12 protein-coding genes are annotated in these 14,407 nt (G+C 37.3%); 2 read left to right on the forward strand and 10 right to left on the reverse strand.

Features of this window, described 5'->3' with window-relative positions; genetic code table 11:
• The first annotated feature begins 59 nt into the window (after positions 1-59).
• Both BLP54_RS04310 and BLP54_RS04315 read left to right on the forward strand, forming a co-directional pair.
• Entirely contained in the window at positions 60-755 is a 696-nt protein-coding gene (locus BLP54_RS04310) for an anaerobic ribonucleoside-triphosphate reductase activating protein (RefSeq protein WP_090167156.1), read from the forward strand.
• Between the two features lie 24 nt (positions 756-779).
• Complete coding sequence (locus tag BLP54_RS04315) at positions 780-1,328, forward strand: GNAT family N-acetyltransferase (protein WP_090167159.1); 549 nt, start codon at positions 780-782, stop codon at positions 1,326-1,328.
• Here the strand turns inward: BLP54_RS04315 and BLP54_RS04320 are convergent, their stop codons facing one another.
• From BLP54_RS04320 to BLP54_RS04365, 10 genes are all read right to left on the reverse strand, one after another.
• Positions 1,329-2,618: an alpha-amylase family glycosyl hydrolase gene (locus BLP54_RS04320; RefSeq protein ID WP_242870625.1), complete on the reverse strand. Its 1,290-nt coding sequence runs from the start codon at positions 2,616-2,618 to the stop codon at positions 1,329-1,331.
• Positions 2,619-2,691: 73 nt separating this feature from the next.
• Positions 2,692-4,845, reverse strand: coding sequence for a YhgE/Pip domain-containing protein (locus BLP54_RS04325; RefSeq protein WP_090167161.1), 2,154 nt, complete (start codon positions 4,843-4,845; stop codon positions 2,692-2,694).
• On the reverse strand, positions 4,842-5,330 hold the full coding sequence (locus BLP54_RS04330; protein WP_090167163.1) for a hypothetical protein: 489 nt from the start codon (positions 5,328-5,330) through the stop codon (positions 4,842-4,844). Before BLP54_RS04330 ends, BLP54_RS04325 begins: the two co-directional genes overlap by 4 nt.
• 37 nt (positions 5,331-5,367) lie before the next feature.
• The gene (locus BLP54_RS04335) at positions 5,368-7,584 is read right to left on the reverse strand and encodes a YhgE/Pip domain-containing protein (protein WP_090167165.1); all 2,217 of its coding nucleotides are present in this window, start codon (positions 7,582-7,584) and stop codon (positions 5,368-5,370) included.
• 13 nt (positions 7,585-7,597) lie between these two features.
• Positions 7,598-9,205 carry a tetratricopeptide repeat-containing diguanylate cyclase gene (locus tag BLP54_RS04340; RefSeq protein ID WP_090167166.1) on the reverse strand — a complete coding sequence of 536 codons (1,608 nt, stop codon included), beginning with the start codon at positions 9,203-9,205 and terminating at the stop codon, positions 7,598-7,600.
• 26 nt (positions 9,206-9,231) lie between these two features.
• Positions 9,232-10,086 (reverse strand): 16S rRNA (adenine(1518)-N(6)/adenine(1519)-N(6))-dimethyltransferase RsmA, encoded by an 855-nt coding sequence (rsmA, locus tag BLP54_RS04345; protein WP_090167480.1) that lies wholly within the window; start codon positions 10,084-10,086, stop codon positions 9,232-9,234.
• 2 nt (positions 10,087-10,088) lie between these two features.
• Positions 10,089-10,874, reverse strand: a complete 786-nt coding sequence (locus BLP54_RS04350; protein WP_090167168.1) for a TatD family hydrolase — start codon at positions 10,872-10,874, stop codon at positions 10,089-10,091.
• 110 nt (positions 10,875-10,984) lie between these two features.
• Positions 10,985-12,955 carry a methionine--tRNA ligase gene (metG, locus tag BLP54_RS04355; protein ID WP_090167169.1) on the reverse strand — a complete coding sequence of 657 codons (1,971 nt, stop codon included), beginning with the start codon at positions 12,953-12,955 and terminating at the stop codon, positions 10,985-10,987.
• 12 nt (positions 12,956-12,967) lie between these two features.
• Complete coding sequence (locus BLP54_RS04360) at positions 12,968-13,324, reverse strand: zinc ribbon domain-containing protein (protein ID WP_090167172.1); 357 nt, start codon at positions 13,322-13,324, stop codon at positions 12,968-12,970.
• An 87-nt stretch (positions 13,325-13,411) separates the two neighbouring features.
• A complete protein-coding gene (locus tag BLP54_RS04365) occupies positions 13,412-14,401 on the reverse strand; it encodes a calcium/sodium antiporter (protein ID WP_090167174.1) in 990 nt (329 codons plus the stop codon).
• Between the last annotated feature and the right edge of the window lie 6 nt (positions 14,402-14,407).

Raw genomic sequence — 14,407 nt, forward strand, 5'->3', positions numbered from 1 at the left:
AATAGTAAATTAAAAAGCTATTTTATGTTAACACTTTTATCAATAAAAGGGAATGATTTATGCTTATACTAGGCCTACAGAAAACTACTCTTTTAGATTATCCCGGCAAGGTTGCCAGCACCATTTTCACCGGCGGATGTAATTTCAGATGTCCCTATTGTCACAACAGGGATTTGGTTGTTCCCCCACCTGATGTAATGGCGTACAGCGAAGAAGATATATTCACTCATTTACTCCAGAAGAAAAAGGTTTTAGATGGTGTATGTATAACTGGTGGAGAACCTACCTTACATAAAGATTTACCTGAGTTTATTGCTAAAATAAAAGAGCTTGGATTACTTGTAAAGCTTGACTCCAATGGGACAAATCCACAAATGATTAAAGAGCTTGTTAAAAGCGGACTCATTGACTATGTAGCCATGGATATAAAGCACTCAAAAGAAAAATACAATACTATAGCCTGCATGAAATCTTTTGATCTTTCTGCTATTGAGGAATCAGTAGCTTTCCTTAAGGAAGGTCATGTTGATTACGAGTTCAGAACTACCATTATGAAAGAGTGTCATACTTCTCCTGATATAAATGCCATTGGTCAATGGCTTGAAGGTGCTAAAGCCTATTATCTTCAAAGCTACAGGGAATCTGAGCAGGTAATTAATCCTATCTTTTCACCTCATACAACAGAAACACTAAATAGCTTTGTAGAAATATTAAAACCATACGTACCTAATACACATCTTAGAGGAATCGATTAAATTTCTTTTAAACCTGGAGGTATTATGAAATTTGAGATTGAAACTGAACGACTGTTATTAAGGGTACTAACAAAACAACAGGCAGATAAAGTTCTAGAGTTTTATTGTAGAAATCGCGATATTTTCGAGAAATACGAACCGGTTATGGGAAATGATTTTTATACCATCCCTCATCAAAAGAAAATACTAGATTTTGAATATCAAAATATCTTAAAGCTTTCTATGCTTAGATATTGGATTTTTGAAAAATATAATCCAAATCAGATTATAGGCACTGTAAGCTTTCGTAATATAGTCAAACCTATCTATGAAAGCTGTACGGTTGGATACAAGATGGACAGAGACCACGTTAATAAAGGCTACTGTTCAGAGGCTTTAAATGCCACTATACCTGTCCTTGCCCATGAGCTTGGAATTCATCGATTTGAGGCACTAATCCTGCCTGATAACGACCCTTCTATACATATGGTTGAAAAACTTGGCTTCAAATATGAAGGCATCCTCCGGGATAAAATAATTATCGGCGGAGAACGCCTTGATCATTGTATGTATGCCTATCTTGCTGACAACTAACTATTTAAGAATTTTACTACCATGAGGAGGAAGAACCACATCGTGATGTTCACCTCTATAATCGAAGCTTAGATTCTGCTGATTTGCAGTACTATTCAAAGCTACAATTACATATTCATCACCTAAAACTCTGGCAAAAACCAGAGTTTCATTTTTTACCTGAACTTCTTCATACAAGCCTGTTTTTAAGGCTTCTGAGCTCTTTCTCATCTCAGCCAGTGTTCTAATATGCTCAATCAAATCAGGATTCTTCATGTTATTTATATCAATAGCTGGCCTTAAAGCATAATCACCCTGTCCTGCATTTTTATCACCTTCTATTCCAAATTCACTACCATAATAAATCGATGGAAGACCTGGCATAGTGAAAAGCAAGGTGTATACAGGGAAGATATTTTCCTTCTCTTTTAGGAGGGTGTATATCCTGTTAACATCGTGATTATCAATAAAGTTATAGAGATATTTTCCCTGATATAGACCACCCTGTCCCCACTGGCGCTTCATAGCATAATTAATTTCAAAGTAATTATGGTCATTATGGCTTGAGTAAATACCCTTCCAGCATTCATAGTTTGTTACCGCATCAAGCATTTCATCATTTACATAGATATTGTAATCTCCATGAATGATTTCACCCATAAGCCAGAAGGTAGGTTTCTTCTCTTCTGTAAAAGACTTTAATCTCTTGAAAAAGTCTCTTTGAATACAATCTGCTGCATCCAAACGTAATCCATCTATGTCAAACTCATCTATCCACATTGCAACTGCATTTAACACATGGTTATTCACAGCTTCACACCAATAATTTAACTTTACCAACTCCTGAGCTCCAGCCCAGCAATCATAAGAAAAGCCATCGTTATACCAGTTATTTCCACCGAAGTTTAACCCAGAAATCCACTCTTTGTACTCTGAAGCTTCTCTTTTTTCTTTTACATCCAGGAAAGCCTTGTGTCCTCTACCAACATGGTTGAACACTCCATCCAACACTACCTTTATACCAGCTTTGTGGCATGCCTCTACAACCTTCTTAAAATCATCATTCGTTCCAAGTCTTGAGTCCAACTTGTAATAATCAAAGGTATCGTAGCCATGAGTTCCAGATTCCCAGATAGGACCAAGATAAATCGCATTTATTCCCAAATTTGTCATATGTGGAATCCAGTCAATAAGCTGTAGAATTCTATGTCCAGCAGTCTCTTCACCCTTATTCTCTCTAGGACAATCAAATGCCCCTATAGGATAAATGTGATAAAAGATACTGTTTTTTACCCAACTAATGTCTCTCATGGTGTCCTCCTTTAACTTTAATACTCATGTGTCCATTATTTAAAAAGGCGAGACTGTCCGTCTCGCCCTTTTGTTACAACAATATTCCTGATTTTTCTTTACTAATCTCAATCTTTTCATTTAGTAATTTGAATGGGTGATAAAGTACCACGCCTATAAATACAGCTACACCTACGTAAATCAATAATGTCAGCATACAATTCTTGTATGTGTCACCATAAAATCCACCAATGCATTCTCTTACTGCATTCATTGAATAATTAAATGGCATATATTTGTACAGCTGTTGGAATACCTTTGGAAGAACCTCTATTGGGAAGGTTCCTCCTGCTCCTGCTACCTGTATAACCATTAGTATAACAGATAATGCCTCTCCAATGTTGCCAAAAGAATATGCAAAGGAATAAAGGAGCAGTGAATATACAAAGGATGACCATGCGCATGCACACCAGAATAGCAACCTGTTTTCGCACTGGATTCCTACAAAAAGGAAGGCTCCAAGTACCGTAATCAATGTTTGTATTTGTCCTATCACACAGGTAACAAAGAATCTGCCGAAGAAGCATTCCCAGTTCTTAAGATTCCACATTCCTGTAGTATCTTTGATAGCCGTCTTAAGGATTGTAGACATAATCAGTGCTCCAACCCAAATAGAAAGGACAATATAAAATGGTGCTGTCATGGAACCATTGTTTTCCACAGGATAAACATACTCATCATTTATTTCCACAGGACTTCTTATAAAGTCTGAAAGAAGCTCTGGATCTGAAGTCAGCAGCTCCATTATTCTTGTATAAGCATCGCTATTACTAATACCTTTAATCTCATTAATAAGATTTGAAAGCTTCCTTTCCATCTCAACAGCTTCATCTCTGGATTTTACCAGCTTACTGCTTGATTGTGAAAGAATAGCTTTATAATCCTGAAGGTTCGCTACAACTGAATCTATGCTTGATGCATTGTAATTGAGAAGCTTCTTAACCTCTGCAACAGAAGCCGACGCTGAATCAATAGTCTTTTGAGCAGTTGGTGAAATCATAGTGCTGTAATCATTTCTAATGGTAGCAGTCTGTCCTAGGAAGCTAGAAATATCAGCAACTGTTTTTTGTCTTATCTCCTCAATATTTGCAGCACTATTGTTTTCCGCTGTAACAAATTCCTGTAAGTCTGTCCCTATCTTTATAAAATTCTCATTTGTGACCTGAGCTGTGTTATTTACTTTTTCTGGAAGGAACTGACTATACTTGGTAATTATTCCATATGCCGTATTCCAATAGGTATTTGCTGTATTATAGAGAGCCAAGGCATTTGGACCAAGCTTTGGGTCACCGACTTTGTATCCATTAAGTCTATTATTTAAATCATTTATAGTTGCATCAACATTGTTAAGCTGATTATTAACGTTATTAACAACCTCATCAGTCTTATTCTTAGCGTTTTGAACACTTTGTTCTAATGATGGATTCTGGGATTCTGCAGATTTCGCCATTTCCTCAGCTGTTTCAGCAATTGCTTTTGCAGATTGTGCTGCTGCCTTTCCAGCCTCAGTAACCTCCTTTGTAGAGTCCATAAGCGCTATATAAGAATCCAAAATTACGATGATTCCATTCAAATCAGAATCTAATCTCTCTAGCTTTGTAATACCTTTTCCTGTGATATTACCCTGCTCATCTAAAGTCGCAAAATATTCACCTGCTTTAAGCAAAACCTCTGCAATTGTACCTACAAATGCGTGATCAACCTCTCTCTCGATGGTTGTCTTTACCTTTGCAGTAATCTTTGGAGCAATAGCGTTCTTTTTTTCATTCTCATAATAGATAATCTTAGGATTTTCCATGTTTCCACCTAAGAAACTTATCATATCTGCACTAAATTGCTCATCTATAACAATAGCTGCATAATATTCGCCTGAATAAACTCCACCTACGGCTTCCTCAGCACTATCAGTAAATACCCAGCCTATAGTATCGTTTGCCTGTAGCCTGCTAATAATAATATTTCCAACATTTACCTCTGCGCTGCCTATAAGGATTCCCTGATCAGATGAAACTACAGCTACCTGCAGGTTCTTTGTTGCATCTGGTCCATATGGATCCCAGTTGGACAAAATATTAAACCATGCATACAGACAAGGGATAACTGTTAAGCCGATTATTACTACCATTGCAACTACATTAGTAGATAATCTCTTTATGTCTGATTCTATTATTTTCAAAACATTTTTCATTTCTTAAGCTTTTCTCCCACTGACTGTATATCTCTTCTAATTTCTTTTTTTATCTCATTCTTTTCTTTTCTAATTTCTTCTTTTTCTTTCTTTATCTCTTGTCTGATTTCTCGCTTCTTTTCCTTGATATCCTGAACCATTTCTTTTCTGGCATTGTTGATATCATCTAAGCCTTGAACTACTTCGTTTCCGATAAGTGCGTTAGTCTCATCTTCATCCATAATTCCAAATTCTTTTAATCTTTCTTGAAGCTTAAAGTCCATATATTCTATATACAAAAGATAGAATGATATACCAAATAAAGATACTATCCATAAAACCAAAAATACCAGCTTAGAGCGATTGCTTATAAAGCTAATAACTAAGAAAACCAATGGTAATAGGATGTTAACCTTAAGGCCTACTCGTATTTTCTTTTGATTATCTAAGTGTACTTTTTGCTGCAACTCAAAGAAGCGGTCGTACATTTCTTCCTTTTGATTCATAATACCTCCCAGGGCAATTCTAATAAATACTGATAAACTACATCATCTCAGTATCTTCCATGCGTTCTTCCATATAGTGATTAATCTGCTCAAACGGAATCTGTATCAATAATCCTATGATTAGAGCAACCATCATAAACAGACCTAAGCATATAAAGTTCTTAATATAATCAAACTTATACATTCCACATAAACATTCTCTTATAGCGTTGATTGCATAAGGGAATGGGAAGAAAATATACATTTTTTTGAAGAACTCTGGCAATAACTCTATTGGATAAGTTCCTGAACTTCCTGCAATTTGAATTACTACGATTACTACAGAAAGTGCTTTTCCCACATCTCCCCATGTTACAACAAGGGAATAAATTAACAAGGTAAATGTTGTGGCTATAACAGATGCCGCAAGCATAAAATACCATGGATGTACACACTGAATGTGAAGCAAGAATAAGTCTCCAAGTACAATAATTATCGCTTGAAGTTGTCCTAATACCCAATAAAGGACATATCTTCCAAAGAAAAGTTGTTCCTTGGACGCATCCTTGTATTTGCTCTTATCTGGCTTTACCTTAATAATCGCTGTGAGAATTAAAGCTCCAACCCAAAATGCAAGGGTTGAATAGAATGGTGCAACAGCTGAACCATAATTTTCTATTGGATAAACAGCCTCTGTAACTACCTCAACTGGGGTAGAAAAGAATTTTCCGTATGCTTCTGGATCTCCAGATAAGGCATTAACTACTACCTGTACCTTCTCGCCATCTCCAACCTTTTCTATCTGATTAATTACTTCTATCAATCTACTATTGATATAAGCTATAGCCTCACTTGTCTTGACAAGGCTGGTGTTTGCTGCATCAACAGTATTATCAATAGCAGTAAACATTATCATAAGATTACCAAAGGTATCGCCTAAAGAATTAAGCATCTGGTTTGTACTATATAAATCATTTGTAAGATTTTTAAGATTTGCATTAATCTTTGGAACCAATTGTTCATTATATTTTGACTTAAGACTATCAGTGTGATTTCTTATCTCTGCTACCTGAGCTCTTAACTCTTCCTCTTGATTTCTGGCCAAATCAGTTGCTATTACTGGCGCATTGTTGATGATTTCTTCTGTTTTCCACTGAATATACTCTTCTGTTTTTGTCTTAATATCGTATGCTTTCTTTCCAGCATCGATATAATCTCCATATCCCATAGCTCTAAGGATATTCTCTACCACATCTAGCTCAGCTTTATAATCCTCTATTGCCTGATTTGCCTCATTTTTCGCAATAGTTTCTGGATTAATCTGGTCTAACGCACCCGAAATTGCTCCTACATCTTTAGCTAAATCTGAAAGATTAGTAGTTATATCAGATACATTTTGTGTAGCTTCAGCTGCTTTTAATTTGCTATCCATATCTGCCAGAGTGCTATTCATAAGATTAAGCATATCGTTTACATCAGCAGAATAGCTATTCATAGTTACATTGGCATCATTAGCGGTTTTAGCAGAATCATATACTGCACTTGCACTTCTTCTGGCCTGATTTTTTAAGTTTTCTGCGTCTGCATTTGCTACTGCTAGAGATTGCTGAAGCTTGGCATCATTTTCAAGTATCTTTTTTATAGTTTGCTGTTCTTCTTCTAGATCCTGACTTAGCTCTCGTAAGCTATTAATGGCAATATTTATATCTTTATCTTCTTTAAGATCATTTTTTAACTTGTCAGCATCAGAAATTACTTCGCTAACAACTACCTCTGTAAAAGCTACGTTAATGTTGTTCTGAAGGGATTGAACCACTGTATCAGAAATCTTTGTGGCTACTGGATTTTTCTTTTGATTCTCATAGAAATGAAGCGTTGGACGCTCAACATCCTCTGATAGGACGTTGTACATGTTATAGCTAAAATCCTCATCTATAACTACTGCTGCATAATAATCGCCACTATACACACCTTCAATTGCCTCATCAGAAGTTTCTACAAACTGCCAATTTACAGAGGTGCTCTCATGAAGATCATCTATAATTGTATCGCCTTGGTTATGATACTCCCCATCCTCGTCAGTAAAGCCTTTATCCAAGGATACTGCGGCAAGCTTTAGTGCGCCTGTGTTTCCATAAGGATTCCAGTTGGAATAGATATTAAACCATGCATAGAGTGCTGGAAGAAAACAAATTCCAATTACAATTACTAGTGCAAAGAAATTTTTAACTAAGCTTAATATGTCATCAAAAAAGATTCTTAATACCGTTTTCATTTATTATCCCTTTTTATATTGATTCAGCATCGCAAATTTTTATATTGTTTCTGCTCTGCTGCTTAACTTCGTATAGCATTTTATCAGCCCCCTGAAGGTATGAGAAAAAGCTGTCTTTTCCCTTTGGTGAACCACAACAGATTCCCTGAGAAATAGTTACCCTGTCGTCAGTCAATGAAAATTTATGCTCAACATTTGCATTGTAAATCTTTCTACGTAATGCACTGGCTTTTTCCATTACTTCTTTTGAGGCAAGTCCTTCGTATATTACAACAAATTCATCTCCGCCGTATCTTGCTGTAAATATATTATCCTCGGAGGACATTTCAATAAGTGTATTAGCGATAAATCTAATACAATCATCTCCTGCCTGATGGCCATAGTTGTCGTTGAACTGCTTAAAGAAATCGATATCCAATATCTCTACGGCTACAGCTGTATTATTCTCTTTTGCTCGTTCAAAGACTTCCTCACTATACTCATTTAACTTCAATCTATTATACATCCCAGTTAACGGGTCTGTCTCTGAACGTTTTTGCAAAAATGTATTCTCTTCCTCTACTTTTTTATTGATTTGTGTAAGCTCCATGTACGAATTACGCATAACTATCATGTCACTTACCATCAATCTGTTCTCTCTCTCCATATATTCGGATAACTCAAAGAACAATACAGAGGCTATTTTGTATTCCTCTATCTGCCCAACCTTGCGATAATACCTGATTTTTAGGGTGAGAAGCTTACGTTCCAGATTCTTTATAAGGGTATACTTTGTTAAATCATCAAGAACCATATACGCTTTAAAAAAATCATCATATTTATTTATTGAAAGAAGCATTCCCAGATAGTCATAGAAATCGTCAAATACATCCATAATTGGCATATTTGCGCTTGTATTTGTGTTTACCATGTCTATCCAGTAATCTCTTGCTTTTTCCTCACCTATGGCATTGCTTACCCTTGCAAAATAGCAGTAGATTACAATCTTTCCTATGTCCTGAAGGTATGGCATACAATCACTTTTCAGCTTTTTTTCTATTTCAAGATATTCCTCCTGAGAACCAAGCTTTAAATATGCCCTGCCAAGACCCAATAATACAGCTGTAAGATTTTCTATATATCCCTCAATGTGCTGATGTTCCTGGATATAAGAATAAGCAATCTCTATATGTGAAATAGCTTTATTAAATTCTTCAATATTGAGATATAAAGATCCCAGATTAAGATGTATTATCCACTCAATGTCTGCAAGTGAATTATCCTGACAGATGCTAATTGCCTTGATGAAGTAATCAAGGGCAAATGGAGCGTTTCCTCTGTTTAAGGAAACAATACCAAGCATATTGTTAGCCATTGCAACATAGTTCCACTCTTTAACATTTTCCATAGGAGCTATAGATGCACTCATCTGGGAATAAAAATTTGATGCGTCGTTTAGAAGATAATATGTTTCACCTTTAGAAAAATGGGCATAACCCACCAAGGCATCATCCTTCATGCTGTTTCCATAAGTAAGAAGACGATCACATGCAGAAATTAATGCCGATGGGTCCTTACCTCTATTTTTTTGAATCTCCCCTATGAGAAGCTGGACTTCTCTGCTGTAGGCCAGGACATTCATAAGCCTAACCTCCGTGTTACGTATAGTTACATCTCTTTTAAGATGTTAGTAAGCTTTGCAAAATCTTCCAAAGATAGGCTTTCTCCTCTGACAGTAGGAATAAAACCAGCTTTTGAAATCGCTTCTGCAATCTGTTCCTTAGAGTAGTGCAATCCATTGCTAAGTCCATTTTGAAGAGTTTTTCTTCTCTGATTGAAAGAGGCTCTTATAATCTGGAACAATAGCTTTTCATCACATTCCACTGGTGGATTGTTGTGACACTTAAGATTGATGACTGTACTTGTTACCTTAGGCTGTGGCATAAAGCAGCTAGGTGGTGCATCGCAAACAATTTTTGGATTTGAATAATACTGTACCGCAAGTGAGAGAGCACCGTACTCCTTTGAGCCAGGTCCTTCCTGCATTCTGTCAGCCACTTCCTTTTGAATCATAATTGTAATTGATTCAAGTGGTACATGGCTTTCAAACAATCCCATAATAATAGGTGTTGTTATATAGTATGGAAGATTGGCAACTACCTTAATTGGCTTTCCACCGTTTTTCTCCTCAGCAAGTGCCTTTATATCAACCTTTAAAACATCCTGATTGATAACAGTCCAGTTTTTGTAAGAGGAGAGCGTATCATCCAAAATTGGAATAAGCGTCTTATCAATCTCCACCGCTACAACTTCTCTGGCTTCCTCGCAGAGGCGCTGTGTCATAGTTCCGATACCTGGACCAATCTCAAGGACAAAATCATCCTTTGTGATTCCAGCTGCATCTATAATATTGTCCAATATGTTGCCGTCAATTAGAAAGTTCTGGCCAAATTTCTTCTGAAAAGAAAAGCCATGCGCTTCCAAAATAGCTTTTGTATAAGTTGGATTGCTTAAATATGCCATCATTAATTCCTTTTTGCTTTTGTATATATTCTAAGAGCGTTCTCGTAGGTAACTCGTTCAACCTCTTCAACGGAAACACCCTTTATTTCAGCGATTTTTTCTGCTACATAACTCAGGAAAATAGAAGAATTACGCTCACCGCGATGTGGAACTGGTGCCATGTATGGACAATCAGTCTCAAGCACAATGTTTTCAAGTGGAATAGCCTGAACTGTCTCCACTAGTTTTTTTGAATTTTTAAAGGTGACAACACCTCCAACTCCAATATACCATCCCATTTTTACATATTCTAGGGCTATTTCCTTGGAGTATGAGTAGCAATGGATAATGCCTTTATTTTCCTGGGTATTATACCTCATAATTGTGTTTAAAGTGTCTTCTGCGGCGTCTCTGGAGTGGATAACTACTGGAAGATTAACCTCTTTAGCAATATCAAGCTGACGCTGAAACCATTCCCTTTGTTTGGCTCTTCCTTCCTCATCCTTTATCCAGTAATAATCTAGACCTATTTCGCCTATAGCTACAACCTTTGGGTTAGAAGCGTTAGCTTTAATCCAATCAAGATTCTCCTGGGTCATATCATCCATTTCCTCAGGATGAATACCTAGAGCAGCGTAGACATTTTCATATTCTTCAGCCAACTTTAGGCTGTCTTTGCAGCCCCTAAAGCTAGCTCCGATATTTACTATATTTCCAATATTATTTTCTCTCAATAAATGAGAAAGAAGTTCGACTCTATCTCCGTCGAACTTCTCATCATCATAATGAGCATGTGTCTCAAAAATCATATGACTATCTCCCGCCTGTTACACATACAATCCTAAATATTGCTTTCAGTCACTAGATGTTCCTTTCAGCAACATTTAGAGATTGTCTGCTACAGGCTATTTATAATTTACTAACAGATTTCGGCACCTGCTGGCATCGCATTCTCTGGTGTCATGAGTGAGAGATTACCCTCAGCATCCTCTGCGCAAAGAAGCATACCTTCTGATAATACACCTGCAAGCTTGGCTGGCTTAAGGTTTACAAGAACCATAACCTTCTTTCCAACCATTTCCTCTGGTGTGTACTGCTTTCTAATTCCTGAAACGATCTGCTTTGTCTGAGAACCAATCTTTACCTGTGAGCAAAGAAGCTTCTTAGAACCCTTAACAGCCTCGCATGCAACAATCTTTCCTACCTGGAACTGCATCTTCATGAAATCATCAAATGTGATTTCTGGCTTAGCCTCGATATCGATACCTTCCTCATCATCAGCTGCTTCTTCTGGCTGTGCTGGATGAAGCTCAGCAACCTTTGCCATAACCTCATCAAGGTCAAGACGAGCGAAGAGAATCTCTGGTGTTTCTGTAACCTTTCCACCGTTTGGATAGTGACCAAATGTAGAAAGCTCATCATAAGGGATTTCCTTTGTACCAATCTGAGCAAGAATCTTCTCAGATGTCTCAGGCATAAATGCCTTGAGAAGAGTAGCACCAATTGAAATACCCTCAACAAGATTGTATAGAACAGTAGCAAGTCTGTCCTGCTTTGCCTCGTCCTTTGCAAGTGCCCATGGCATTGTCTCATCGATATATTTGTTACATCTCTTGAAGAGATTGAAGATTTCTGTGATAGCATCAGCAACGCGAAGATCTGCCATCTTCTTTTCAACTGCTGAAACTGTTCCTGTAACTACTGCCTTAAGATCAGCATCAACATCTTCAGCTACACCCTTGTCCTCAACAACACCACCGAAGTACTTATTACTCATAGAGATTGTACGGTTTACAAGGTTGCCAAGTGTATTTGCAAGGTCAGAGTTAACACGCTCAACCATAAGTGGCCAAGAGATAGCACCATCATTTTCGAATGGCATCTCGTGAAGAACGAAATATCTAACAGCGTCTACACCGAAGAAATCAACAAGCTCATCAGCATAGATTACATTTCCCTTTGACTTTGACATCTTGTCATCGCCACCATCTGCAGCCTTAGTAAGAAGCCATGGATGACCAAATACCTGCTTTGGAAGTGGAAGATCAAGTGCCATTAAGAAAATTGGCCAATAAATTGTATGGAAGCGGATAATATCCTTTCCGATAAGGTGAAGGTCTGCTGGCCAAAGAGCCTTGAACTGGTCTGTAGACTCACCATCACATTCATAACCAATACCAGTGATATAGTTTGTAAGAGCATCAAGCCATACATATACAACGTGCTTTGGATCAAAATCTACAGGAATACCCCATGTAAATGATGTTCTGGAAACACAAAGATCCTGAAGACCTGGAAGAAGGAAGTTGTTCATCATCTCGTTCTTACGTGATACAGGCTGGATAAATTCAGGATGTGTATTGATATATTCAATAAGCTTATCAGCATACTTGCTCATTTTGAAGAAGTAAGCCTCTTCCTTAGCTGGCTGAACCTCACGACCACAGTCTGGGCATTTGCCATCTACAAGCTGTGACTCAGTCCAGAAAGATTCACATGGTGTACAGTAAAGTCCTTCATATGAACTCTTATAAATATCGCCCTTATCATAGAGCTTCTTGAAAATCTTCTTAACCTGCTTCTCATGATCCTCATCTGTAGTACGGATGAACTTGTCATAAGATGTGTTCATTAAATCCCAGATGTTTCTAACCTGACCTGAGATATTATCAACGAATTCCTTTGGTGTAACGCCTGCCTCTGCAGCCTTAAGCTCAATTTTCTGGCCGTGCTCATCTGTTCCTGTCTGGAAGAAAACATCATAACCTTCCTGTCGACGGAAGCGTGCGATACTATCTGCAAGAACGATTTCGTATGTGTTTCCAATATGTGGCTTACCAGATGTGTAAGCTATGGCTGTTGTAATGTAATAATTCCCTTTGTTGCCCATTTCTAATAACTCCTACTCTTCAAATATATCATCTATTTTTTCTCCACATGAGCTGCAGAACTTGGAGCCATCTTTAACTAAAGCTCCACATTTTGGACAGGCTTTTCCGCCCTTTAACTGCATAATATCATCGGAGATTTCTTTTATTCTTAGGATTACGGCTGTGATTTCTTTAATTTCCTCATCATCCTCATCCTTATGCTCGTCATAGTATTTTTTTCCAAGCTTTTCATAAAGCTTTGTTAATTCCGCTTCTTTAACTTTCTTATCGTATTGAAGCTTGGTCATGTCTCCAGCATTCTGAGCCATTTTTCCAAGGTCCTTTGTGGTATTAACTATACTATCTGATAATTCATCAAAAAATCCCATACTGACCTCCTTCTCAAAACGTTAAAAACCCCTTTAAACCTTTTGATTTTAACACAATAGGTTATTTTTTACCACTATTTACGGTGTTTAGGCAATGCCACCATCACGGATAATTATATATGCTAAATATCCAATATATAGAGCAAGCATTACTACACCCTGAAATCTGCCAAGACTCTTCTTAAAAAAGCACATCATCCAAACAATTACTGAAAAACCTACAAGAATCAAAATATCAATTGCATTAACTGTCATGAATGTAACTGGTGAGATAGCAGCGGCAGTTCCAAGAATCAATAAAATATTGAAAATATTGGAACCAACTACGTTACCAATTGCCATATCAAGCTCATTTTTCTTAGCTGCGACAACTGATGTAACAAGTTCTGGTAAAGATGTTCCAAGTGCTACGATTGTAAGACCTACAAGTGTCTCTGACATACCAAATTTGAGTGCAAGAGTAGTGCAGGAATCTACAACCCAGTCACCACCAAACTTAATGGCAACTGCACCACCTATTATGTAAACAATGCATAGCCATGTTGGAAGATCTACGATTTCCTCCTCAACTTCAACCTCTGCCTCATGAGCTGCAGCTTTTCTAGATTTCTTAGCAGCAGAAAGCATGGATAAAAGGAAAATGATAAATGCAACCAAAAGAATGGCACCATCTACATGACCCACTTCATATCCAATAAGTCCCATAACCATAAGTGCTACGGCACAGGCTACTGAAAATGGAAAGTCCTTCTTTATAGTGTCGTCTCCAACCTCCAATACAGAGAAGAGAGCACAGCTTCCAAGTACTACCATAAGGTTGAAAATATTTGAACCTACTACATTTCCAATTGCAAGCTGATTACTTCCTGCCATTGAAGCTGTAACTGAAACAGAAAGCTCTGGAAGAGATGTACCCATAGCAACGATTGTCATACCAATTACAAGGGCTGGTACATGTAGCTTTTTAGCCACTGCAGAAGCACCCTCAACAAAGAAATCTGCACCCTTAATTAGAAAAACAAAACCAACTACCAGTAAAATTAGTGCTCCAGGCACTGTAGAAAAAAATGTAATCATAATATC

Origin of the sequence: Pseudobutyrivibrio sp. 49, assembly GCF_900100545.1 — a bacterium.
Lineage (GTDB): Bacteria > Bacillota > Clostridia > Lachnospirales > Lachnospiraceae > Pseudobutyrivibrio.

Bases quoted from the DNA above. Each gene is read 5' to 3' on its own strand.
- BLP54_RS04310 (WP_090167156.1), top strand. From the start codon at position 60: ATGCTTATACTAGGCCTACAGAAAACTACTCTTTTAGATTATCCCGGC.
- BLP54_RS04315 (WP_090167159.1), top strand. From the start codon at position 780: ATGAAATTTGAGATTGAAACTGAACGACTGTTATTAAGGGTACTAACA.
- BLP54_RS04320 (WP_242870625.1), bottom strand. From the start codon at position 2,618: ATGAGAGACATTAGTTGGGTAAAAAACAGTATCTTTTATCACATTTAT.
- BLP54_RS04325 (WP_090167161.1), bottom strand. From the start codon at position 4,845: ATGAAAAATGTTTTGAAAATAATAGAATCAGACATAAAGAGATTATCT.
- BLP54_RS04330 (WP_090167163.1), bottom strand. From the start codon at position 5,330: ATGAATCAAAAGGAAGAAATGTACGACCGCTTCTTTGAGTTGCAGCAA.
- BLP54_RS04335 (WP_090167165.1), bottom strand. From the start codon at position 7,584: ATGAAAACGGTATTAAGAATCTTTTTTGATGACATATTAAGCTTAGTT.
- BLP54_RS04340 (WP_090167166.1), bottom strand. From the start codon at position 9,205: ATGAATGTCCTGGCCTACAGCAGAGAAGTCCAGCTTCTCATAGGGGAG.
- rsmA (WP_090167480.1), bottom strand. From the start codon at position 10,086: ATGGCATATTTAAGCAATCCAACTTATACAAAAGCTATTTTGGAAGCG.
- BLP54_RS04350 (WP_090167168.1), bottom strand. From the start codon at position 10,874: ATGATTTTTGAGACACATGCTCATTATGATGATGAGAAGTTCGACGGA.
- metG (WP_090167169.1), bottom strand. From the start codon at position 12,955: ATGGGCAACAAAGGGAATTATTACATTACAACAGCCATAGCTTACACA.
- BLP54_RS04360 (WP_090167172.1), bottom strand. From the start codon at position 13,324: ATGGGATTTTTTGATGAATTATCAGATAGTATAGTTAATACCACAAAG.
- BLP54_RS04365 (WP_090167174.1), bottom strand. From the start codon at position 14,401: ATGATTACATTTTTTTCTACAGTGCCTGGAGCACTAATTTTACTGGTA.